At 63.5% G+C, this 21,647-nt stretch carries 22 protein-coding genes and 2 pseudogenes; 11 read left to right on the top strand and 13 right to left on the bottom strand.

What is annotated here, in order from left to right:
* Positions 1-3 precede the first annotated feature (3 nt).
* Entirely contained in the window at positions 4-1,137 is a 1,134-nt protein-coding gene (locus tag ACFC3J_RS07940; protein ID WP_375195643.1) for a glycosyltransferase family 4 protein, read from the top strand.
* Here the strand turns inward: ACFC3J_RS07940 and ACFC3J_RS07935 are convergent.
* Positions 1,106-2,002 (bottom strand): formyl transferase, encoded by an 897-nt coding sequence (locus tag ACFC3J_RS07935; protein ID WP_375195642.1) that lies wholly within the window; start codon positions 2,000-2,002, stop codon positions 1,106-1,108. The genes ACFC3J_RS07940 and ACFC3J_RS07935 overlap by 32 nt on opposite strands.
* A gap of 163 nt (positions 2,003-2,165) precedes the next feature.
* Between ACFC3J_RS07935 and ACFC3J_RS07930 the strand changes: the two genes are divergently transcribed.
* Positions 2,166-2,381 (top strand): hypothetical protein, encoded by a 216-nt coding sequence (locus ACFC3J_RS07930; protein WP_375195641.1) that lies wholly within the window; start codon positions 2,166-2,168, stop codon positions 2,379-2,381.
* 51 nt (positions 2,382-2,432) lie between these two features.
* Here the strand turns inward: ACFC3J_RS07930 and ccoS are convergent, their stop codons facing one another.
* The 9 genes from ccoS to ACFC3J_RS07885 all read right to left on the bottom strand — a co-directional run bounded on the left by ccoS (position 2,433) and on the right by ACFC3J_RS07885 (position 11,055).
* On the bottom strand, positions 2,433-2,573 hold the full coding sequence (gene ccoS / locus ACFC3J_RS07925; protein WP_375195640.1) for a cbb3-type cytochrome oxidase assembly protein CcoS: 141 nt from the start codon (positions 2,571-2,573) through the stop codon (positions 2,433-2,435).
* Positions 2,570-4,702 carry a cation-translocating P-type ATPase gene (locus ACFC3J_RS07920; RefSeq protein WP_375195639.1) on the bottom strand — a complete coding sequence of 711 codons (2,133 nt, stop codon included), beginning with the start codon at positions 4,700-4,702 and terminating at the stop codon, positions 2,570-2,572. Before ACFC3J_RS07920 ends, ccoS begins: the two co-directional genes overlap by 4 nt.
* Complete coding sequence (locus ACFC3J_RS07915; protein ID WP_375195638.1) at positions 4,702-5,160, bottom strand: FixH family protein; 459 nt, start codon at positions 5,158-5,160, stop codon at positions 4,702-4,704. Before ACFC3J_RS07915 ends, ACFC3J_RS07920 begins: the two co-directional genes overlap by 1 nt.
* Positions 5,161-5,162: 2 nt before the next feature.
* Positions 5,163-6,593 carry a cytochrome c oxidase accessory protein CcoG gene (gene ccoG / locus ACFC3J_RS07910; protein ID WP_375195637.1) on the bottom strand — a complete coding sequence of 477 codons (1,431 nt, stop codon included), beginning with the start codon at positions 6,591-6,593 and terminating at the stop codon, positions 5,163-5,165.
* 3 nt (positions 6,594-6,596) lie between these two features.
* Positions 6,597-7,502 carry a cytochrome-c oxidase, cbb3-type subunit III gene (gene ccoP, locus ACFC3J_RS07905; protein WP_375195636.1) on the bottom strand — a complete coding sequence of 302 codons (906 nt, stop codon included), beginning with the start codon at positions 7,500-7,502 and terminating at the stop codon, positions 6,597-6,599.
* The gene (locus ACFC3J_RS07900) at positions 7,495-7,659 is read right to left on the bottom strand and encodes a cbb3-type cytochrome oxidase subunit 3 (RefSeq protein ID WP_375195635.1); all 165 of its coding nucleotides are present in this window, start codon (positions 7,657-7,659) and stop codon (positions 7,495-7,497) included. The genes ccoP and ACFC3J_RS07900 overlap by 8 nt, the downstream gene beginning before the upstream one ends.
* Positions 7,656-8,390, bottom strand: coding sequence for a cytochrome-c oxidase, cbb3-type subunit II (gene ccoO / locus ACFC3J_RS07895; RefSeq protein ID WP_375195634.1), 735 nt, complete (start codon positions 8,388-8,390; stop codon positions 7,656-7,658). The genes ACFC3J_RS07900 and ccoO overlap by 4 nt, the downstream gene beginning before the upstream one ends.
* A gap of 14 nt (positions 8,391-8,404) precedes the next feature.
* Positions 8,405-10,063, bottom strand: a complete 1,659-nt coding sequence (gene ccoN / locus ACFC3J_RS07890) for a cytochrome-c oxidase, cbb3-type subunit I (protein WP_375195633.1) — start codon at positions 10,061-10,063, stop codon at positions 8,405-8,407.
* A gap of 224 nt (positions 10,064-10,287) precedes the next feature.
* Positions 10,288-11,055 carry a Crp/Fnr family transcriptional regulator gene (locus tag ACFC3J_RS07885; protein WP_375195632.1) on the bottom strand — a complete coding sequence of 256 codons (768 nt, stop codon included), beginning with the start codon at positions 11,053-11,055 and terminating at the stop codon, positions 10,288-10,290.
* A gap of 288 nt (positions 11,056-11,343) precedes the next feature.
* Here ACFC3J_RS07885 and ACFC3J_RS07880 point away from each other — a divergent pair, with 288 nt between their 5' ends.
* From ACFC3J_RS07880 to ACFC3J_RS07865, 4 genes and pseudogenes are all read left to right on the top strand, one after another.
* The gene (locus tag ACFC3J_RS07880; protein ID WP_375195659.1) at positions 11,344-12,006 is read left to right on the top strand and encodes a hypothetical protein; all 663 of its coding nucleotides are present in this window, start codon (positions 11,344-11,346) and stop codon (positions 12,004-12,006) included.
* Positions 12,003-12,581 carry a hypothetical protein gene (locus ACFC3J_RS07875; RefSeq protein WP_375195631.1) on the top strand — a complete coding sequence of 193 codons (579 nt, stop codon included), beginning with the start codon at positions 12,003-12,005 and terminating at the stop codon, positions 12,579-12,581. The genes ACFC3J_RS07880 and ACFC3J_RS07875 overlap by 4 nt, the downstream gene beginning before the upstream one ends.
* Before the next feature lie 23 nt (positions 12,582-12,604).
* Positions 12,605-12,998, top strand: a pseudogene (locus tag ACFC3J_RS07870) (IS481 family transposase); the annotation flags it as partial.
* A 316-nt stretch (positions 12,999-13,314) separates the two neighbouring features.
* Entirely contained in the window at positions 13,315-13,992 is a 678-nt protein-coding gene (locus tag ACFC3J_RS07865) for an OmpW family protein (protein ID WP_375195630.1), read from the top strand.
* Between the two features lie 115 nt (positions 13,993-14,107).
* Here the strand turns inward: ACFC3J_RS07865 and ACFC3J_RS07860 are convergent, their stop codons facing one another.
* Positions 14,108-14,467 carry a hypothetical protein gene (locus tag ACFC3J_RS07860; RefSeq protein ID WP_375195629.1) on the bottom strand — a complete coding sequence of 120 codons (360 nt, stop codon included), beginning with the start codon at positions 14,465-14,467 and terminating at the stop codon, positions 14,108-14,110.
* A gap of 115 nt (positions 14,468-14,582) precedes the next feature.
* Here ACFC3J_RS07860 and ACFC3J_RS07855 point away from each other — a divergent pair, with 115 nt between their 5' ends.
* The 3 genes from ACFC3J_RS07855 to fixJ are packed head-to-tail and all read left to right on the top strand — an operon-like array spanning position 14,583 to position 17,193.
* Positions 14,583-15,398, top strand: coding sequence for a universal stress protein (locus ACFC3J_RS07855; RefSeq protein ID WP_375195628.1), 816 nt, complete (start codon positions 14,583-14,585; stop codon positions 15,396-15,398).
* A 20-nt stretch (positions 15,399-15,418) separates the two neighbouring features.
* Positions 15,419-16,570, top strand: a complete 1,152-nt coding sequence (locus tag ACFC3J_RS07850) for a sensor histidine kinase (protein ID WP_375195627.1) — start codon at positions 15,419-15,421, stop codon at positions 16,568-16,570.
* Positions 16,567-17,193 carry a response regulator FixJ gene (gene fixJ / locus ACFC3J_RS07845; protein WP_375195626.1) on the top strand — a complete coding sequence of 209 codons (627 nt, stop codon included), beginning with the start codon at positions 16,567-16,569 and terminating at the stop codon, positions 17,191-17,193. The genes ACFC3J_RS07850 and fixJ overlap by 4 nt, the downstream gene beginning before the upstream one ends.
* A 395-nt stretch (positions 17,194-17,588) precedes the next feature.
* Here fixJ and ACFC3J_RS07840 read toward each other — a convergent pair.
* Positions 17,589-17,762, bottom strand: a pseudogene (locus tag ACFC3J_RS07840) (integrase); the annotation flags it as partial.
* Positions 17,763-17,793: 31 nt separating this feature from the next.
* Entirely contained in the window at positions 17,794-19,068 is a 1,275-nt protein-coding gene (locus ACFC3J_RS07835; RefSeq protein ID WP_375195625.1) for an alginate export family protein, read from the bottom strand.
* A 140-nt stretch (positions 19,069-19,208) separates the two neighbouring features.
* Between ACFC3J_RS07835 and ACFC3J_RS07830 the strand changes: the two genes are divergently transcribed.
* Both ACFC3J_RS07830 and chrA read left to right on the top strand, forming a co-directional pair.
* A complete protein-coding gene (locus ACFC3J_RS07830; RefSeq protein ID WP_375195624.1) occupies positions 19,209-20,165 on the top strand; it encodes a chromate resistance protein ChrB domain-containing protein in 957 nt (318 codons plus the stop codon).
* Positions 20,162-21,565: a chromate efflux transporter gene (chrA, locus tag ACFC3J_RS07825; RefSeq protein WP_375195623.1), complete on the top strand. Its 1,404-nt coding sequence runs from the start codon at positions 20,162-20,164 to the stop codon at positions 21,563-21,565. Before ACFC3J_RS07830 ends, chrA begins: the two co-directional genes overlap by 4 nt.
* The last annotated feature ends 82 nt before the right edge of the window (positions 21,566-21,647 follow it).

Here is a 21,647-nt window from a genome sequence, read left to right as displayed (position 1 = left end):
GTCATGCAGCCCGAACCCCTGCGCCCCAAATCCCTGCGCATCGCCCCCCTGCGCATCGCCTATGTCATCAACTCGGTGGAGGGCGGCGGCGGCGCGCAGCCCGTCCCCGCCATCACCCGCGTCCTGCGCGAAGCGGGCGCGCAGGTTCGCGTCTTCGCCCTCACCCCCCGCGACCGCAGGGGCCTGCCCGCCATGATGGAAGCGGGCCTCGACCCGCTGGTCCGCGACGGCGGCCTCACCGACCATCTCGCCGCCGCCCTCTGGCTGAAGCGCGAAATCGCGGCCTGGGGCGCGACCCATATCTGGACCTCGCTCAGCCGCGCCACGATATTGGGCCTGCTCCTCGGCCCGCAAATGGGCCTGCCGGTCATCAGCTGGCAGCATGCCGCCTTCCTCAAAACCTGGAACCGGCGGCTGATGCGCCTGCTGCAATCCCGCGCCCTGCTCTGGGTCGGGGACTCGCAGTCGGTGACGAAGCTGACCGCCGATCGCCTGCGCGTGCCGCAGGAACGGCTGACCTGCTGGCCGATCTTCGCCGCCGACCCCGCCTTGCCGCAGGCCCGGCCATGGCAGCCGGGCGAAACGCTTCGCATCGGCAGCCTCGGGCGGCTGCATCCGGTCAAGGGCCATGACGTGCTGATCGCGGCTCTTGCGCACCTGAGGGTCCACGGCTTCACGCCGCCCGCCCCGCTCGATATCCGCATCGCGGGCGACGGCGCGGAACGCAGCCGGCTGGAGGAACTGAAGGATCGGGCGGGTCTCGGCATGCTGTCCTTCACCGGCTTTGAACCGGCCCCACACCAATTCCTCTCCAGCCTCCACCTTTATGTGCAGCCCTCCCGCTCCGAAGGCTTCTGCATCGCCGCGCACGAGGCGCTGACGGCGGGCCTACCGGTGATCGCCTCGGCGGTCGGCGAGTTGCCCTGGTCAATCCGGCAGAACATTACCGGCCTCACCGTGCCGCCTGCCGACATCGACGCGCTGGCCAAGGCGCTGGCCGCGCTTCTCTCCGACCCCGCGCGGCTATCGAAAATGGGTCAGGCCGCCCGCGCCGACATGCTGGAACGCTTTTCCTGGGACCGCTTCGCCGCGACCGGCAGCGCGATCATCGGCCAAATCCGCCAAGCCGCCGCCTGACGTCCAGCGCCAGCCCGCGCAGCGAGGTGTCGATGCGCTTCGCATCAAACAGCGTGACGTCGCCACAAGCCGCCAATGTATGCATCCCCGCGCCATAGCCGCCCGCCGAACCGGGCGGCTCAAGCGGATCGCCCGCCACTGCCTCGAAACGCCACTCGTCCAGCGTTTCTATCCATAGGGGACGCACCCCGCCGCCATAGGTCGCGCTGCAATCCTGCACCGGCAGCATGATCCGGCCTCCGATCGCCACCGCCGTTCCGCCCGGCCGCGCCGAGGCCCGGTCGACCCGCACCGGATTGCCCGGATGCGGCGTCCAGCGACCGGAGAGCGTCTCCGCCCAGGCAACGTGCAGATGCGCCTGTTTGGCAAACTTGCCGGTGGCGGGGGAGTAGAATAGCCACCAGCGCCCCTCATGGTGCAGGATGCTGGCGTCGACCGGCACGCAGTCCAGCATGATCCGACATTCCGGTCGCCAGTCGCGCAAGCAGCCATGATCGCGGTACAGGGTCAACGCGCCTGAGCGATGCGCCTCCGGCAACATCCAGACCGCACCGTCGCCTGCAAAGACCTGCGGATAGGAAAGATGCCAGTCCTCGGCCAGACAGGGCCTCCGCTCGACCAGCCGCAGTTCCGCATCGAACAGCAGCGCCTCGATGATGCCGTGGCGCGTGCGGTAATCATATTGTTCGACAAAGACATGGAGCAGCCCCGCTGCGTCCCGCCAGCCGAAAGGGTCCGCCAGAAAGGTAAAGTCCGGCTCCTCCGGCAGCCAATGGACGTCCGGCCCGATGCCACCGTCTGACAGAATCTGCCCTATCGACCGAGGGGCGATCCCGCATCTCCATATGTCCTTGCGCCGGGGCATCGAGGGGTCGTTAAGCGGGGACGGACGGCAGGGCAAGCACCGCCATGGTCCAGTATCCCTCCTAAACCGCCAATATGAGGCATTCGCCGCCGTCCGCCCCTGTCCGATGGGCCGACATGGGCTTCACAAAAACGCTATGAAATTGCATCACAGAAGAAGGTGGATGGCATGGAAAATCCCCAAAATCAGCGAAATCGCGCCGGGCGGCGAAATTGACCGCTATGCCTGCGCGGCACTGACGGCCCGTCAGCGAACTGGTGCTACGCGCATCTTCACCGTCCGCCGCATGGAGCAAAGCAGCGAAGGTCGGCCAGCCCATCTCCGGCTCGACCTTGCCCGTTCGTCACCCGTGGCGGGACGTCTTGCCGCAAGACCGTAGCCAGCGCCCTTGTCGCCGCCTGCCGGTCACGCCTGCGACAGGAAGCGCCGGTCAATCTTCGTCGATCAATATCCGGTTCGCGGCGCCATCTGCGTCGTCGAACTGCCCGTCGCGCAAGGCCCAGAAGAAGGCCCACAGACCCAGCAGCCCCAGACCCAGCGCAATCGGTATGAGCAGGCCGATCCCGTTCATTTCGCGGCTCCTTTCAAACGCAGGGCATTGGCGATCACGATCAGCGAGGATGTCGACATGGCGACCGCCGCCACCAGCGGCGTCACCTTGCCCGCAATGGCCAGCGGCACCGCCAGCGCATTATAGCCGATGGCGAGCGCAAAATTCTGTTTCACCACCTCCACTGTCCGCCGCGCGACATGCACGGTCAGCGCCACCGGCGCGAGCCGGTCGCCCAGAAACACCGCATCGGCGGTCAACTGGCTGGCGTCGCTGGCCGAAGCGGGCGCCATGCTGGCATCCCCCGCCGCCAGCGCGGGACCATCGTTCAGGCCGTCACCCACCATCAGCACCTTTTCCCCCTTGGCGCGCAGCCGATCGATCAGCGCCAGCTTGTCGGCGGGCCGCAAATGGCCGATCGCGGTGGTCCTCGTAGCGCGGGCAATCTCCTCCAGCGCATCGGGCCGGTCGCCGCTGGCGATCAGTATCTTCACTCCCATGCCGCGCAGAGCATCCAGCGTTTCGGGCGTATCCGACCGCAGCGCGTCGGTAAATTGCAGCAGCGTCGGCTGGTCCCCGCGCCGATATTCGCTTGCCAGACCGAACAGATTGATCAGGCTGCGCGGCCGCCCCAATGACACCGCCATGCCGTAAAATTCTGCGGTCACCCCCTCGCCCGCTACCTCGCGGATGTTGGCAAGCGAGGCAGGCTTCGTCCCTTCCGCCTCCAGCGCCTGCCGTAGCGCGACGCTCAGCGGGTGACGGCTTGCCTGCGCGAGCGCGAGCAGGATTCCCCGATCCTCCCGCCAAAGGCGCCTGAGGTTCACGGGTATCGGCCGCCCCAGCGTCAGCGTGCCGGTCTTGTCGAACACGGCCTCGCTCACTTCCGCCATGCGTTCGAGCGCCGACCCGTCCTTTACAAGCACGCCCCGCCGCATCAGCGTGCCGCAGGCGACGATCTGCGCGGCGGGCACGGCCAGCCCCAGCGCGCAGGGGCAGGTGATCAGCAACACCGCCACCGCGATCAGCAGCGCCTGATGCACGCCAGCCCCCGCCAGCATCCACCCGGCAAAGGACAGCCCCGCCAGCAGATGCACGCAGGGCGCATAATATCGCGCCGCCCGGTCCGCCAGCCGCACATAGCGCGACTTGCCCTGCCCAGCCTCCTCCATCAGCCGGGCAATATCGGCGATCACGGTATCCGCACCGGCCGCCGTCACCTCGACCCGGATCGGCCCGTCGACATTCAGCGACCCGGCCTGCACGGCGTCGCCGGGATAGACCCGCACCGGCGCGCTCTCCCCGGTCAGGAAGGCAATGTCCAGCCCACTCTCCCCCTCCAGCACGCGACCGTCCGCGGCCAGCCGCTCTCCCGCCGCCACCAGCATCCGCATTCCCGGCCGCAGGGCACTCGCCTCGATCCAGCGGCTTGACCCATCGTCCTCCAGCACCAGAGCGCCCGGCGCGGTCTGTCGCAGCAGCGCCGCCACCCCGGCCCGCGCCCGGCCCCGCATCACGCTGTCCAGCGCCCGCCCGGCCAGCAGAAAGAACAGCAGCATGACTGCGCCGTCGAACCAGGCATGGGCGCCGCCGACCGCCGTTTCATACAGGCTCATGCCCGTTGTCAGCAGGACACCGATGCTGATCGGCACATCCATATTGGTGCGCCCCTGCCGCAGCGCCGCCCAGGCCGACCGGAAAAAGGGCTGCCCGGCATAAGCGACCGTAGGCAGGGCGATCAGCGCCGACAGCCAGTGGAAAAGCGTGCGGGTCGCCCCTTCCGCCCCCGACCAGATCGACACTGACAGCAGCATGATGTTCATCGCCGCAAAGCCCGCTACCGCCAGCGCCCTCAGCAACGCCCGGTTCTCCGCCCCCGCGATATCGACGCCGGGGTCGGCCAGCGGCTCCGCCTCAAACCCGAGCGCGACGAGCGCGGCCTTGAGATCAGGCGGCGCCAGCGCCGGATCATGGCGGATCGCCACCCTTTTCGCCGCCATATTGACCCGCGCAGACAGGATGCCGGGAATGGCGAGCAGGCCATTTTCAATCTTGGCGATGCATCCGGCGCAATGGATTCCGGGCACCGCGAACAGGCTTTCCTTCACCTCGACCGACGGATCGATCGGGGTCAGCGGCTGGGTTGCCATCAGCCGACCTCCCTCAAAATATGCATCGCTTCACCGCCATGGCGCAGATCGAACCGGATCTGCCAGCGCCCGGCGGGCAAAGTGCGATCGCTGACATAGAGGCCGGGCGCCGCCTCCCGGAAGGATAGCGGAATGTCCGCGGCCCGCCCCAGCGGATGCTGCGCCACGGCGCTGACGCCCGCGCCCTTGCGGCTCAACGCCAGGCGCACATGCCGCCCTGCATCCAGCGCCACCCCATCACGCCAGCCCAGCTGCTTCTGCGCCCGCGCCTGCGCCAGCCAGCCGTTGAACTTCTGGCTCGCGACATAGCTGTTTTCCACCACGGCCCCGCCGAAGGACCGCACGGCGACCGTCGCCATCAGCACATTGACCACGATCACCACGGCAAAGAAGGCGATCAGGATCGCCGTCATATGCCACCCCGTAAACCGGCGACGGGGACGGGAAATGCCATTCATCCTCAAGGCCTTTCAAATCGGGCAGGTTCGCTGTCGCTGCCGCCTTCGCTATCGATGCCGCGCACGGTGAAACGGAAATCCTGCCGCGCCGGTCCGCCGGAGCGCTGCACCAGGAAGACGCGCAGCTTGGCGACACTGTCGGGCGCCACGGTCGTCCGCAGCGTTGCACGCGCCCCGTCGCGCGATCCCGCATCGGTCCATATCAGCGGAGCCGCCAGCCCCTCCACACCGACCTCCATGATGCGCGGCCGCGTCTCCATATTGCGCAGCTTCACCGTATAGGCGTTGCGGATGGCGCCGTCGGACAGCCGCACGAAAATCGGGTTGCGGTCCTGCTGCGCGCTGATGTCGATCCGCGTCCGCGCGCTCAGGGCAAACAGCATCGCCGCGCCGATCCCGCCCCAGACGCAGAAATAGGCGATCGTCCGGGGCCGCAGCAGCGTCTTCAGCACCGGCCGGGGCGCCTGCCCCTGCTGCTCGGCCTCCGCATCCTCCTGCGTGCAATAGTCGATCAGGCCCCTTGGCCGCCCGATCTGCCCCATCACCTTGTCGCAGGCGTCGATGCAGAGCGCGCAGGTGATGCAGCCGATCTGCGGCCCTTCGCGAATGTCGATGCCGGTGGGACACACCGCGACGCACTGGTTGCAGTCGATGCAGTCGCCGAACGCGCCCGGATGCGCCTCGGCTTTCTTCAGGCTCCCGCGCTTCTCGCCGCGCCAGTTCTTATAGGTGACGATCAGCGATTTTTCGTCCAGCATCGCCGTCTGGATGCGCGGCCAGGGGCACATGTAAATGCACACCTGCTCGCGCATGAAGCCGCCCAGCACGAAGGTCGTCGCCGTCAGCACACCCACGGTCACATAAGCGACGGGCGCGGCCGCGCCGCTCCAGAACTGCGCCTGAAGGGTCGGCGCATCAGCGAAATAGAAAATCCATGCGCCGCCGGTTATGAAAGCGATTGCCAGCCATACCGCCCATTTGGCGAGGCGCCGCGTAATCTTCGCCGCCCCCCATGGCGTCTTGGCCAGCTTGATCTGGGCATTGCGGTCGCCATCGATGAAGCGCTCGACATGCTGGTACAGATCGGTCCACACCGTCTGCGGACAGGCATAGCCGCACCACGCCCGCCCCACCGCCGAGGTGACGAGGAACAGCCCGACCCCGGCCATCACCAGCAGCCCGGCGACATAATAAAATTCATGCGGCCAAATCTCGATCGCGAACATGTAGAAGCGCCGATGCGCCAGATCGACCAGCACCGCCTGATCCGGCGCATAAGGTCCCCGGTCCCAGCGCAGCCAGGGCGTTCCCCAGTAAATGGCCAGCGTCACCGCCATCACCGCCCATTTCAGGCGGCGATAGAAGCCGTCCACCGCCTTGGGGTAGACGCCCTTGCGCTTTTCGTAGAGCGCGCCGGACCCGGCCATCAACATGGATCAATGCCCCGTTTCAGCTTTGGCCGCAGGCGCCGCCTCGCCGCCACCCAGGCTGTGCACATAGGCCGCGAGCATCCGGATCGTCGCCTTGTCCAGCTTGTCGTCCCAGCGCGGCATCACGCCATGGCGGCTGTTCCAGACGGTCTCCCGGATCATCTCCGCGTCACCGCCGTAAAGCCAGATCGCATCGGTCAGATTGGGCGCGCCAAGCTCCCGGTTGCCCTTGCCCGCCGGGCCATGGCACACCGCGCAATTGTCGGCAAAGACCTTCGCGCCGCGCCGCGACGCCGGGCTGACCTTATCCTGCCCGCTGATGGCGCGAACATGCGCCACCACATCGTCGACCTGCGCCGCGTCAAGCAACTGATCCTTGCCGAAGGCGGGCATCAGCGACTGGCGCGTCGCGTCATGATCGGGATTGCGCACACCATCGGTAATCGTCTTCTCGATCGTGGCCAGGTCGCCGCCCCAGAGCCAATCGTCATCGTTGAGATTGGGGTAGCCCCTGGATCCTGCCGCGCCCGATCCATGACACTGCACGCAATGCACGCGAAAGGCCGCGTGGCCGCCCTCGATGGCCTGCTGCATGAGTTCAGGCCGACCCGGCAAAGCGGTGATGGGTGTTGCGGCAATCGCCTGCCGGATCGGCGCAATCTGCCTCTCCCGCGCAGCAAGTTCCTTTTCCAGCGCCCCCCGGCTCGACCAGCCCAGCACGCCGCCGGTCGCCCGATCGATCATCGGCCAGGCCGGATAGGCGATCATATAACCGATCGCGAACAGGATCGTCGCGTAGAAGGTCCAGAGCCACCAGCGCGGCAGCGGCGTGTCCAGTTCCTGTATGCCGTCCCACTCATGATGCTTGATTTCGGTGCCGGTGGCGGCGTCGATGCGCTTTTCTTCAGCCATTATCGGCGTCCTCCCGTTCGAAGATGGCGAGAGCGGCTTCGGCGCTTCGCTGGCGCCCTCGGGGCAGGAAATGCCAGCCGATGAGGATAAGGTAGGTCACCCCCATGAAGACCAGCCCCCAGCTATCCGCAAAATGCCGCAGGTCATTGTAGCTCATCGTTCGACCTCCTGCGGCCTGGCGCTCTCCACATCGACCAGCGTGCCCAGCATCTGGAGATAGGCGACCAGCGCATCCATCTCCGTCAGCTTGCCGGGATCGCCGTCGAAATCGCGGGCCTGCGCCTTGGGATAGCGGTTGAGCAGATCGCTGGCGTCCACATCCGGATCGGCCTGCGCCTTGAGATCATCATTGGCCTTGGCGATGTCATCGGTCGTATAGGGTACGCCGACATCGTTGAGCGCCGTCAGATCCTTGCGCATGTCGGGCAGTTTCAGCTCCCGATCCGCAAGGAAGCGATAGCCCGGCATGATCGATTCCGGCACCACGGCGCGCGGGTCCTTCAGATGCTGGACATGCCACTCATCCGAATATTTGCCGCCCACCCGCGCCAGATCCGGCCCGGTGCGCTTCGAGCCCCATTGGAAGGGGTGATCGAACATGCTCTCGGCGGCGAGGCTGTAATGGCCATAGCGTTCCGTCTCGTCACGGAAGGGCCGGATCATCTGGCTGTGACAATTGTAACAACCCTCTCGAATGTAGATATTGCGTCCGGCAAGCTCCAGCGGCGTATAGGGCCGCATGCCCTCCACTTTCTCGATCGTATTGTCGATCCAGAACAGCGGCGCGATCTCCACGATGCCGCCAATGGCGACGACGACCAGCGCAGCGATGCCCAGCAGAGAAACATTCCGCTCCAGCCTGCCATGATCGAAGAATTTTGTTGCCATCTTCGGATACTCCTTCAGGCGGGCTGGGCAATCAGCGGCCGATCGGCCGCAGCATCATAGGCGGCGTCGTTCATCGGCTTTTCTTCTCGCAACGGACTGCCCACGATCGTCTTGCCGATATTCCAGGCCATGATGAGCGCGCCGGAGAGGTAGAGCAGGCCACCCGCAGCCCGGATCAGATAGAGCGGGAAGGTCGCCTTCACGACTTCGGAAAAGGCGTAAACGAGGTAGCCGTCAGCCCCATATTCGCGCCACATCAGCCCTTCCATGATGCCCGCGACCCACATGGACGCGGCGTAGAGCACGATCCCCACCGTCGCGAGCCAGAAGTGCCAATTGACCAGCCGCAGCGAATAGAGCCGCTCCCGCTTCCAGAGGCGCGGCGTCAGATAATAAAGGCAGGCGAAGGTGATGAGGCCGTTCCAGCCCAACGCACCGCTATGCACATGGCCGATGGTCCAGTCTGTATAGTGGGACAGGCTGTTCACCGCCTTCACCGACATCATCGGACCTTCGAAAGTGCTCATGCCATAGAAGGCCAGCGCCATCACCATCATACGGATGATCGGATCGGTGCGAATACGGTCCCATGCCCCGTTCAGCGTCATCAGACCATTGATCATCCCGCCCCAGCTCGGCATCCACAACATGATCGAAAACACCATGCCCAATGTCTGTGCCCAATCGGGCAGCGCGGTATAGTGCAAATGGTGCGGTCCCGCCCAGATATAGAGGAAGATCAGCGACCAGAAATGGATGATCGACAGGCGATAACTGTAGACCGGCCGCTCCGCCTGCTTGGGCACGAAATAATACATCATCGCCAGGAAGCCCGCGGTCAGGAAGAAACCCACCGCGTTATGCCCATACCACCATTGCGTCAGCGCATCCTGCACGCCCGCAAATGCGCTGTAGCTCTTGGACCCGAGCCAGTTCACCGGCACGGAGAGATTGTTGACGATGTGCAGCATCGCGATCGTCAGGATGAAGCTCAGGTAAAACCAGTTGGCGACATAGATATGCGGCTCCCTGCGCCGCAGCACCGTGCCGCCGAACACCAGCAGATAGGCGACCCAGACGATGGTCAGCAACAGATCAACATACCATTCCGGTTCGGCATATTCGCGGCCCTCGGTAATGCCGAGCATATAGCCGGTCGCCGCCAGCACGATGAACAGTTGATATCCCCAGAAGACGAACCGCGCGAGCGCCGGAAAGGCCAGCCGCGCCCGGCACGTCCGCTGCACGACATAGAAGCTGGTCGCGATCAGCGCATTGCCGCCAAATGCAAAGATCACCGCCGAAGTATGCAACGGCCGCAATCGTCCGAAGCTGGTATATTCAAGCCCCAGATTCAAGGCCGGAAAGGCCAGTTGCAAGGCGATATACAGCCCCGCCAGAAACCCCGCCAATCCCCAGAAGACGGTCGCAATGACGCCCCAGCGAATGGGATCGTCGTCATATTTGCCCTGATCGGCGGGCATTTTCAGCCATCCCCGCGCAATCGCTTCATAATCGGCATGCCGCATCGTCAGTACGGCCGCGGCCAGCGCCGCCGCGCAGGCGATACCCATATGCACGGCAAAGCCGAAATCCGCCGCCGCCAGCATAGCCAGAAAGGCGAGCGTCGCGAGCGCGAACCAGCTGCCCGTCTTCCAAACCAGTTGTTCCATAACTGCCCCCATCAAAGGCTTTGCGGTGCCCTTCGCGCGGTCGCCGCCCTCATGCGTCGAGCTGTGTCAAAGGTGGCGGGACGGGTCTGTAGGGGAATGTCCTTATCGAACGGTCCGCATCATCCTCCCCTCCCGCTTGCGGGACCGGTCGGGGGAGAGCCGGCCAGGCACACGCGGCATAGGCTCTCGCCTGACGCCGGCGGCGAACGGCCAAATGCCGCCCCTCACTCCCCTTCCGCAAGGCTCCCCAGCCAGTCGGCATCGCAAATCCGCACTCCGCGCCGTCCCATCGGCGCGATCACGCCCATCCGCTTCATGTCGCTGATCTGCCGCGAAACGGTCTCGATCGTCAGCCCCAGCACATCTGCAATCTGCTGCCGCGACAAGGGCAACTCGATTATCCCGTCCCGATCCGCCCGCAACCGCCGACCCATGTCCAGCAGCAGGGTCGCTACCTTCTCCCGCGCATTTTTCCGCCCCAGCAGCAGCATCCACGCGCGCGTCCGGTCCAGATCGTCCAGCGTCCGTTGCAACAGGCGATGCTCCAGCTGCGGATGCTCCCGCGCAAAGCCGTCGAACGCACCGCGAGGATAAAGGCAAAGTCGCGCATCAGTCAGCGCCGTGACGCTATGCGGCGTTCGCGCGCCAAAGGGCCGCCCGATGAAATCCGACGCATAGACCACGCCGACAATCTGCTCCCGCCCGTCGCCGGTGGAGGTGGAGAGCTTGAGCGTCCCCTCGATCACATTGGCGACGAGGGTGGAGCTGTCGCCCTCCCACATCACCGTCTGCCCTGCCTTCAGCGTTACCCGCCGCCCGATCCGGTTGAGCGCCTCGCGCTCCTTCGCGTCGAGATCGGCGCAGACCGCCTGATCGCGCACCTCGCACCGATCACAATAGCCTGCGCCGCAGCCGCCCGCCGCCGGTGTCATCATCCGCGCCACCTGGGCATCGCCGAGCGCCTTTTGCGCCAGATCAAATCGCATATCCATGTCCGCTGCATGACTCCGCAGCGGAATCAGACCTATCCGTAAATGTCCCTATCGGTGAATGGCGGTAAGGGGTGGACTTCGGCGACCAACCTCCGTTCGCCATTTTCTGGTCGATGTTGCCCGTGCAGCACTACCATCTGAACCGTCCGCTCATTCCCGGCGCTCCTATTCGGCTATCCATCAGGATTAGTTCGAATGCATCAGGGCTAGATCAAAATCCCAGTTAATTTAAGGAATTCAGTCGAATAGCGTGGCAGGCGACCGATAGCCGAAGGGGGAACGGCCTTGATGAAGCTTCCATTGGTTTTGCTGTCCATGGCGGGCGTAATTTCCAGTCCGACAACTGCGCAATTGAGCGTCACGCCGCTGGCAGAAGTCAGTCCCGTGAGATATTTGCCCGTCGGCACTGTCGTACCGGTCCGGATACTGGCTGATCTGACCACCAGGAAAAAGCGGGCTTATGTTGGGCAACGCTTCGCAATCGAAACAGCAGCTCCTGTGATGCTGAATTCGCTTGTAATCATTCCGGCTGGGACACAGGGAGAAGGGGAGATAGCTGAGGTTCACAATAAAGGGATGTGGGGGAAGTCGGGCTTCGTAGAAGCTCGTGCCGTCCACCTGAACTTTGGAGGCCGCCTTATTCGCTTGACGGGTTCGACAAACGACAAAGGGGTGACGGGAACCGCCGCCGTCATCGGTGCCGTTGCTACTTCGTGGCCACTCGGCTTCATCATGACAGGAACGAGCGCCACTATTCCCAAGGGCACAGCATTCATCGCCATCTTGGATGAAGACCTTCCGTTTGCTACCTCGCAAGCGCAAGTCATGGCACCAATCCCTGCTGCTCCAGCCATATCAGCTCGCCTCGGAGAACCACGTTTAGGGGAAGAAATAGGTCGGAACGACTTCTCTCACTCCGGAGCGGATGGAGCAGGCGGGGATACGCAATGATGGGTGCATATAAATTGGGCGCGTGGCTAATCGGTCTTTCTCTGGCTCATAGTGTCGACGCGCAATTGGTGGTAGCCGGGCCACTTGCCGAAAACGGGTTGGTTCCGGACGGTCCACGGCTGCCTAACGGTACGGGGGTACAACTGGTCGTAGTCGATGAAGTGAGCAGCAAAAATTCAAAGGCTGGAGACCGGTTTAGATTACGGGTCAACGCGCCTGTCTGTGCGGAGGGACGCATCGCGATACCCGTCGGTGCAACCGCATGGGGGGAGGTGATGTCTTCCTTCAAGAGCAGCGCGGGTGGAACGCGCGGCCGTTTAGGATGGCGGCTTCTTCACGTGGAAACTGTTTGGGGCCCGCTGGCTCTTCGGGGCCAACAAGAGATCGTCGGGGCATATGGTGGGGATTCAGTCGCGGTCGGCTATTATTTCTTCGGCATTTCCAGCTTCTTCATAAAGGGGAAAAACGCAGGATTGCGCGCGGGCGAAGTGATCTCCGGATATATCGCGACCGATTACTCTCCACCGATGCAGCCGCTCTTGATAAGACTCAACCCAGCGGACGGGCCTTGCTAGTTGTTTAGTCCCAGCATGTGATGATGGAAAATTGTCATCATCACAGCGAGGGAGCTAAGGGCCAGGCTATTCGCGGCCGCGCCAACACCAGGCACGCCATTTGAGGCGAGCTACAGCGATCACAAGCTTCGGTCGCAAACCTCGCGAAGCGATGCGGGATCAACGGAAAGACCGTCTGAAGCGGCGCAGGCGGCAGTCGGTCGAAGACCTGCCGATAGGCCCACGGGAGCGCCGCAGCGCCGTCCTCTCGGCAAGGGAGGAGGCTGCTATTGTCGCGCTCCGGGTCCAGGCGCGGTTTCCGCTGGACGATGCGACATTGCGCTGGAGGATGTGATCCTACATCTGACGCGGTCGTCGCTGCACCGCTGCCTGCAGCGGCACGGAATTGGCCGCCTGCCTAAAGCAGACCTTGAGAAGTCCGGGACCCCTACCGCGTTAAAAAATGCGGTCCAGCCCCTTCCGTCTGAGACGAACCGGGTCCAGCTCCCTCTTTCTCGCAATTTTGATTAACTCCTTGATAATGCCGGATCATGCGAATTTTGCAGGAACGCAGAGAGTTGTCCTGCGCTGGAAAATGCGTGGACCAATGAGAGGTCCACATGCGCCATGTGGTCGCCGCACGAGCGCTTTCCCGCATTGAGGAAGGTCAAATTTCCGCTTGCGCAGGATCAATGCCGGAAGCGCGCAGGACGGGCAGAGCGGCATCAATGACAACAGGGATGGAGACAAGTCCATGACAATCAAGACGATCCTGCTGGGCGGCGCGGCCGCCTGCGCCCTTCTGGCCGCCCCGGCGCAGGCGGCTTCCGCCCGGCTTGCGAAGGGCGATGTGCTCGTGCGTTTGCGCGGCATCATGGTGGCGCCCAACGAGAAAAGCAGCAGCGTGCTGCCCGCCTTTCCGGGCGAGAAGGTCAAGGTTGACAACAGCGTGATGCCTGAAGTCGACATCACCTATATGGCGACCGATCATATCGGGTTCGAGCTGATCGCCGCGACCACCAAGCATAGCGCCAGCGGGCGGACCGGGACGACCGGCGCGATCGGCAGACTTGCCTCGACCTGGGTGCTGCCGCCGACGCTGACCGCGCAATATCATTTTCTGCCGGAAAGCAGAATCCGGCCCTATGTCGGCGCAGGTGTCAATTACACGCTGTTCTATAATGAAAAGCCGTCGGGCGCGCTGGAGGGCGCAGTTGGCGCGACGACGGTCCATATGTCTGACAGCTTCGGCTGGGCCGGGCAGGCCGGGGTCGATATCGACCTGACGGACAGGCTGTTTCTAAATCTGGACGTCAAATATATCGATATCGACACGACGGCGCGCCTGACGACCACGGCGGCTGGGGTGCAGCGGGTCAAGCTGGAGCTGGACCCGTTCGTCTTCGGCGTCGGAATGGGGATGAAATTCTGATCCTCCGCGACGGGGGCGGCGGTTGAAGTGACTGCCGCCCCCGCAGGTTTATTCTTGAACCACTGAGGGAGCCGCGTTCCGCTCAGGCCGTATGCCGGCCGACAGGACAGCGGAATCAGTCAGCGAGCGCCTTCACCACGAAGGGCAGGCGTGCTCCGTCCGGTTCGGTCAGCGTCAGATAGCTGCCCGGCAGGATTGCGTGGGCATCCAGCCGAAAGAAATTTTCATCATCCTCCTCGCCCGGTTCATAGGACAGCGCCCAGCCATCATGGGTGCGCAGCAGGCAGCCATGGCGATCCGGCTCGTTGGGCCAGAAGCGCCGCACCGTCGCCAACTCGGGGTGATGGCGATATTCCTGTTCATCGATCAGCCCGTCATTCCCCAGCGGCAGGCGCATTACATAGCTGCGTGCCGCCGATCCGTTGGGAAAATCGGGCGTGCGGGCAAGTTCAAGGCGTATCGTCGTCCATGTCATCACCCTGCAATCGGATTTCGCGGAAGGAAAGGATATAAGGACTATCCCGGATGGCGGCGCCATGGCCGACAGGCCTAGCCAGATGAAGTCAAGTCAGCGTTAGGGAGACAGGGCCATGAAATCGGTGCTGCTGCATATTCATGACGACCGGGGCGCAGAAAGCCGTTTGCAGGCGGCGTGCGACATCGCCCGCGCAAGTGATGGCCACATCCATTGCGTGCAGGTGACGATGCTGCCCGATTTCGTCGCGGCCGACATGTATGGCGGGGCGTCACTGGCCCCCGCGATGATCGATGAGCTGCGCGCCATTGACGAGAAGGTCCGGGCGCGGACGGAGGAGCGGTTGCAGCGGGAGGGCGTAAGCTGGGACTGGCGGCAGGTGGATGGCGACATCGTCCGCGGCCTGCTGTCGGCGGCGAAGTTGAGCGACGTCATCGTCGCCACACTGCCCGAAGGTACGCGCAAGGATTTTAGCGATCCGATGCCCATCTGCGCCGATCTGGCACTGGCGGGGCGGACGCCCGTGATGGCGGTGCCGCAATCGGCCAGGGCGCTGATGGCCGCTGGCCGCGCTCTGGTCGCTTGGGATGGATCGCAGGAGGCCGCTGCGGCGCTGCGGGCGGCGGTGCCGTTGCTGAAGCTGGCGCAGGAGGTGCATGTCGTGACCGTCGAGGAAGCGGGCAAATATCCGTTCCCGGCAACCGATGCACCGGAATATCTGGCCCGGCACGGCATCGCCACGCAGCTCCACACATGGCCGCAGGATGGACGCACGGTGGCGGAAGCGCTGATGGCGGCGATCCGCGTGCTCAAGCCCGACTGGATGGTCATGGGCGCCTATGGCCATAGCCGCCTGCGCGAATATGTGTTCGGCGGCGTGACCCGTACGATTCTGCATGAAGTGCGCGTGCCGGTCTTGCTGGCGCACTGAAGACGCGGCATGATGCGGTCATGGGGGTAGCGGACGACGAAACGGACGGCTTGACGCAGCGCGAGCATAGTCTGGAACAGGCGTTGCTGGGGTCGATCCTGGCGACGGTGCCCGATGCGATGATCGTCATCGACATGCATGGGCAGATCGTGTCCTTCAGCGCGGCGGCGCAGCGCATGTTCCAATATGCCGAAAGCGACGTGCTGGGCGAGAATATCTCCATGCTGATGCCTTCCCCCGACCGGGAGCGGCACGACGGCTATATCGACCATTATCTCACGACCGGCGAGAAGCGGATCATCGGCATCGGGCGGCTGACCAGCGCAAGGCGACGGGACGGGTCGACCTTTCCCATCGAACTGTCGGTGGGCGAGGTGCAGGATCAGGGGCGGCGGCTGTTCACCGGCTTCATCCGCGACCTGACCGAGCGTCAGCAGGCTGAACGGCGGGTTGCCGACCTGCAGGCGGAATTGTCTCATGCCAGCCGCGTGACGGCGATGGGCACGCTGGCGTCGGCGCTGGCGCATGAATTGAACCAGCCTTTGACCGCCATCGCCAACTATCTGGAGGCCGGGCGCGACCTGCTGGACGCGGAGGGGCCGGTCAATCGCGAGATGCTGCGCGAGGCGATGGCGGAAAGCGCGAAACAGGCGCTGCGCGCAGGTGAAATCATCCGCTCGCTGCGCGAGTTCATCAAGCGTGGCGAAACCATGCGCCAGCCCGAACCTTTGCGCGGTCTGCTGGCGGAAGGGGCGGCGCTGGCCTTCATCGGCGCGGACAGCCGGGGAATCGATATGGACATCAGCGTCGACCGGCGCGTCGGCAGGGTGCTGGTCAACCGCGTGCAGTTGCAGCAGGTCATCATCAACCTCGTCAAAAATGCGGTCGAGGCGATGGCGACCAGCCCGGCGCGAATTCTGCGCCTGTCCGCCGTGCCGATTGAGGACGGGCGCGTCGAGGTGGTGGTGGCCGACAGCGGCACGGGCCTTGACCCCGACATGTCGCGCACCCTGTTCACGCCCTTCACCACCACCAAGGCATCGGGCATGGGCGTGGGCCTGTCGATCAGCCAGACAATCATCGAGGGGCATGGCGGGCGCATCTGGGCGCAGCCTTCGCCCTGGGGCGGCACCGAATTTCACTTCACTCTGGACGCGGCGGACGAAGCATGAGCGAACCTTATCCCATCTACGTCGTGGACGATGACGAGGCGATCCGGCGCTCCCTGTCCTTCATGCTCAGGACCAGCGGTTATATGGTCAGGCTGTTCGAGGGCGGATTGCCCTTTCTGAAGGCGGCGGCCGATCTGGAGCCGGGCTGCGTGCTGCTCGACGTGCGCATGCCCGATATGGACGGGCTGGAAGTGCAACGCGAACTGCGGGCGCGGGGCGTGATGTTGCCGGTGGTCATCATGACCGGCCATGGCGATATCGACATGGCGGTCGGCGCGATGAAGACGGGGGCAAGCGATTTCATCGAAAAGCCGTTCGAGAAGGCGGCACTGCTGGGTTGCGTCGAGGCGGCACGGAAAGTGTCGGTCGCCGACCGCAGCGCCAATGCCCGGGCAGAGGAAGCACGGGCGCGGCTCAACGCGCTGACCGAGCGGGAGCGCGAGGTGCTGGACGGGCTGGTCGAGGGACTGCCCAACAAGACCATCGCCTATGATCTGGGGATCAGCCCGAGGACGGTGGAAATCCATCGCGCAAATCTGATGCAGAAGCTGGAGGTGAAGAGCCTTGCCGAAGCGTTGCGCATCGCGTTTCACGCCGGGATGGAGACGGACGAGGCCGGGTGATGGTTCCGATCAGAATCTGCCGTTACAGGGATCGGTTGGGCAGAAGCGATTACGGACATCCTTCAACGCGGCGGATGGGCCAAGCCCCTCGGCCAACACCCATGCCACCGGCAAAGACTGGAGCCGGTCGAGCCTCGTTCCATAACAGAGCCCATCAGACTGTTTGATTGCGACGATGCCGTAATGTGCACCTTTGCCCCGATCCGGCATGACTGATTGTGCCTCCCCATCGTTTTCTCTCTGGCCATTACCGGCAAGCTCGTTCCGACATGGGATGCTGGAAGCTCTTGAATGACCACTGCTGCCGGAAGCCGACCTTCGGCACCAAGACCGCGAACGGCAGTTTTGACCCGGGCCGTGTAGCCGGCTCCCTCTGAAGACGAGGAACCGGTGGTTCAGATTTCCGTGTGCTCGGCGAGCGCGAGCGCATCTTCCACGTCGATTCCGAGATAGCGCACTATATTCTCGACCGTGCTTTGGCCGAGAAATATCTGGCCAGCGCGCAGCTTGCCGGTCGCGCGGTAGATGATGGACGCCTTCGTTCGGCGCAGCGAATGGGTGCCGTACTTCTTTGGAATTCTGCCCTGTTGATGCCAGAGTTCAAATGGTGGCGATCAGGTTGAAGGAAACATACCGCGTCCACTTACCTGCCGTGGCGTTTGGCGCGTCCCGAAGAAAGCGGTCCTTGGCAAGCACCAGGCCGTCGAACTCAAATTGCAGACGTTTGGGAATGAGCCAGTATCGCACGCGCCCCTCCAACTGGTGACCAGCGAAATCGCCTGACCGCCCGGAGGCGTCACGAACCCCGGTAGACGAGAAACTGTCCTGGCGGGCAGCAAGCCACATGGGCCGGTAGGCGGCGAACCAGTCGAGGCGCTTGCTGGGCTTTGCTTCCAACCGGATACCGACCGTTTCGATGTTGGTACGCGCAAGGGCATTGTATAGGCCTGCCGGCGCCAGGTCGGCGCGGCGCATACCGAAGAGGGTATCGAAACGACCGAACTTCCCGCCGGGCTTATCGCCGCTGGCCCGATCGTATTCGACCGACAAACGCGGCGTCCACGCGCCTGGGAACGTGTATCCACCATCGACATGGATGAAGTTCGCAGCCACGCTCTGACGCTGGGCAGATGCTGATGTGGAGGTGCTGACCGAACCTGTCTGAAAGAAGGCTTCGATTTCATAGTCGAAATGCGAAGACCGCGGCTCGAACATCATGCGGCCACCGAAGGTATCCAGCGAGCGGTCACGGGTCGGTCGACCGGGGGCATCGCGCTCTCCCAGATGAAAATAAGTGACTTCAAGCGACGCGAGGCCAATGGTCTTTGCTCGGCTAATTTGGCCGCCCCAAAGCACGAGGTCGAAGCTTTCCCTGTCGAGCTTCACTTTGGCCGAACGAACATCATCCAGGGCGTCGGGCCGGCGAGCCTGCGGCAACGTGTAGATGAAGGTGCCCTTCCACCCATTGCGGGCGGTAAGATCGGCCTTCATGCCTGTATAGCCATTGGTGGTGTTGCGGTAATCATCGGCAGCGACCAGGCGCCGCGAGCCAAGGTTGAGCATCATGCGCCCGGCGGTGACTGCAATCTTCGAGCCAGCGCCCAGCGGTTCTTGGAAGGTCCCCGCGATGTAGGCCTGAACCGGTTCAAATGCATTCACCTCGTTGGTCGATACAGGGGTGCCGATCCGGTCGCTCCAGACCCGGCTATCGTAAAGTTCGACGGCTACCTCGATGTCGGCCTTGCGGTATCGCGCCAGCACATTCGTACGCAGGTTCAGCAAGTCATCGCTTTTGTTGAAACCAACCCGCGCTTGCCCGTCGATGGTTTCATAACGCAGGCGCATCGCGCCGGAAATCGACAGCCCCTCCTGCACCTCCTCTCCCTGGGCTGGTGCTGCAGTCGCAGCGCAAACAGCCGCCATCCCCATGGCGCATCTCGAGAAACGCCAATCCCTCACATTTTTTATAAGATATACCTGTTCCCACAGATGCACCTTTGAGATATTCTCATATCATGATTCGAGCAACACCTCATTCCGGGTGGATCGCGCTGCTTCACCAGCTGCCGACGAAGCCACAATATCTGCGCGTAAAGATCTGGCGCAGGCTTCAAGCGATCGGCGCCGTAGCTATCAAGAATGCGGTTCATATTCTGCCCAAGGCGCCGGAGCATGAAGCAACCTTCCAGGAACTGCTGAACGAGATTGTTGCAAACGGGGGCGAGGCAATCCTGATTGAAGCCAGTTTTCTCGCTGGCATGACCGACATTGACGTTCAGGCCCTGTTCGATGGTGCTCGGAACACTGATTACGACGAGATCACTCAAAGCGCCCGGCGCCTGCTGGAAACGGGCCCGGCAAGCGGAAGCGAAATCGCGCGCCTTCAAAAGCGGATGGGCGAGGTCGCCGCGCTCGACTACTTCGGAGCGTCGCGCCGTCAGGATGCAGAACTGGCTCTCCAAGAGCTCGATCGGCAGCGCTACGAACATCCTGACGTCAGCCGCTCACAACCCCTTGGCGAGCAACCGCTCGATCTTAAATCCAAAGTCTGGGTGACGCGCAGCGGCGTTCACGTCGATCGAATAGCTTGCGCCTGGCTGATTCGCCGGTTCGTGGATCCCGAAGCGACCTTCAAGTTTGTCGACGCTCGCAGCTATTTGCCGGGGACGGGGGAGCTTCGCTTCGACATGGCCGAGGCGGAGTTCACCCACGAGGACGGCCGGTGCAGCTTCGAGACCATCGTGGTGCGCGCCGGTCTCGCGGATGACCCTGCTCTGGTCGCCATCGGCGAGATCATTCATGACCTCGACATCGCCGATGGCAAGTTCAACCGCCCGGAGACGCCGGGCCTCGGCGCGATCCTTTCCGGCGTGTGCGCAACGTCGGACGACGATCTTCAGCGCATCGCTCAGGCCGGCGAGGCCCTCAACCAGTTCCATGCATTCTTCAGCACGAGGAATCCTGCACCATGACTACTGTCGTCAGCACAACAGCGGAGCTGCCGCCGCAACGCGCCGGCAATCATGGCATTCCTTATGCCGAAGCGGTGGGAGTTTGGGCGCGCATTGCAGCCCTGAGCTTCGGCGGACCTGCTGGTCAGATCGCCGTCATGCATCGTATCCTGGTGGAAGAGAAAAAGTGGATCGGGGAAGAGCGTTTCCTCCATGCCCTCAACTACTGCATGCTTCTTCCCGGTCCTGAAGCACAGCAGCTTGCCGCCTATATCGGTTGGCTGCTTCATAAGACCAAGGGCGGTCTGGTCGCGGGAGCCCTGTTCGTGCTGCCCGGTTTTCTCGCCATCCTTGGTCTTAGCTATGTCTATGTGCTCTTCGGCCAGACGCCGCTTATCGAGGGATTGTTCTTTGGCTTGAAGGCTGCCGTCCTCGCCGTGGTTGTCCAAGCGGTGGTGCGCGTGGGATCTCGAGCGCTCAAGAACAACGTGATGCGAGGAATCGCAGCGGCTGCCTTCGTCGCCATTTTCTTCCTGGACGCGCCGTTTCCGCTGATTGTCCTGCTTGCCGGGATCGGCGGCTACCTTGGAGGATGGGCAGGCCTGACAGCCTTCAAGGGCGGGGGCGGGCACGGATCGTCAGGTGGCAACATCGTCCACGACGCGGATACGGCGCTTGGCGAAGGCCTGCCCGAGCATGCCCGGCCTAACCTGGCCTGGTCGCTCAAGATTTCGGGAGTTCTTCTGGTCCTGTGGCTCGCCCCCGTGATAGCGCTGCTGGCGCTCGCAGGGCCGGACAATGTCTTTACAAAGATTGCCACATTCTTCAGCCAGATGGCTGTCGTGACCTTCGGCGGCGCCTACGCCGTTCTCGCCTACGTCGCTCAGGAGGCCGTCGGCACCTATGGATGGTTGCAACCAAGCGAGATGCTGAATGGCCTCGGCCTCGCCGAGACCACGCCGGGGCCGCTGATCATGGTCACGCAGTTCGTCGGCTTCCTCGCCGCTTTTCGGGAAGCGACAGGATTGTCCCCGCTCCTCGCGGCAACGCTCGGGGCAATCCTTACCACCTGGGTAACATTCGTGCCCTGCTTCCTGTGGATCTTCGCCGGCGCGCCGTTCGTCGAGCGACTACGCGGCAATCGCGCGCTCTCCTCGGCGCTGACGGCAATCACGGCAGCGGTCGTAGGCGTCATCTTGAATCTCGCCGTCTGGTTCGCGATCCACACGCTTTTCACACGCACCCGCACGGTCGGTTTTACCGGCGGGGGGTTCGACGTTCCGGTGCTTTCCTCGCTGAATGTCGCAGCGCTCGTGCTCATGCTCGGCGCGACGATCGCCGTCTTCAGGTTCAAGATCGGCATGATCCCCGTTCTCCTGGCCTGCGCCCTCCTCGGTGCAGCCTATGTCTTGATCGTATGAGAGGCATCAGGACTGAGGTCACGAGGCGCAGCCATCGGGGTCTAGCCACAAGGGAAGGGACTTGCTGTGAAATAAATGTGGA

This window comes from Sphingobium sp., from assembly GCF_041987595.1.
Classification (GTDB): domain Bacteria; phylum Pseudomonadota; class Alphaproteobacteria; order Sphingomonadales; family Sphingomonadaceae; genus Sphingobium.
The sequence above is the reverse complement of the archived record's forward strand: the minus strand, read 5'-3'. Positions and strand labels throughout refer to the sequence as shown.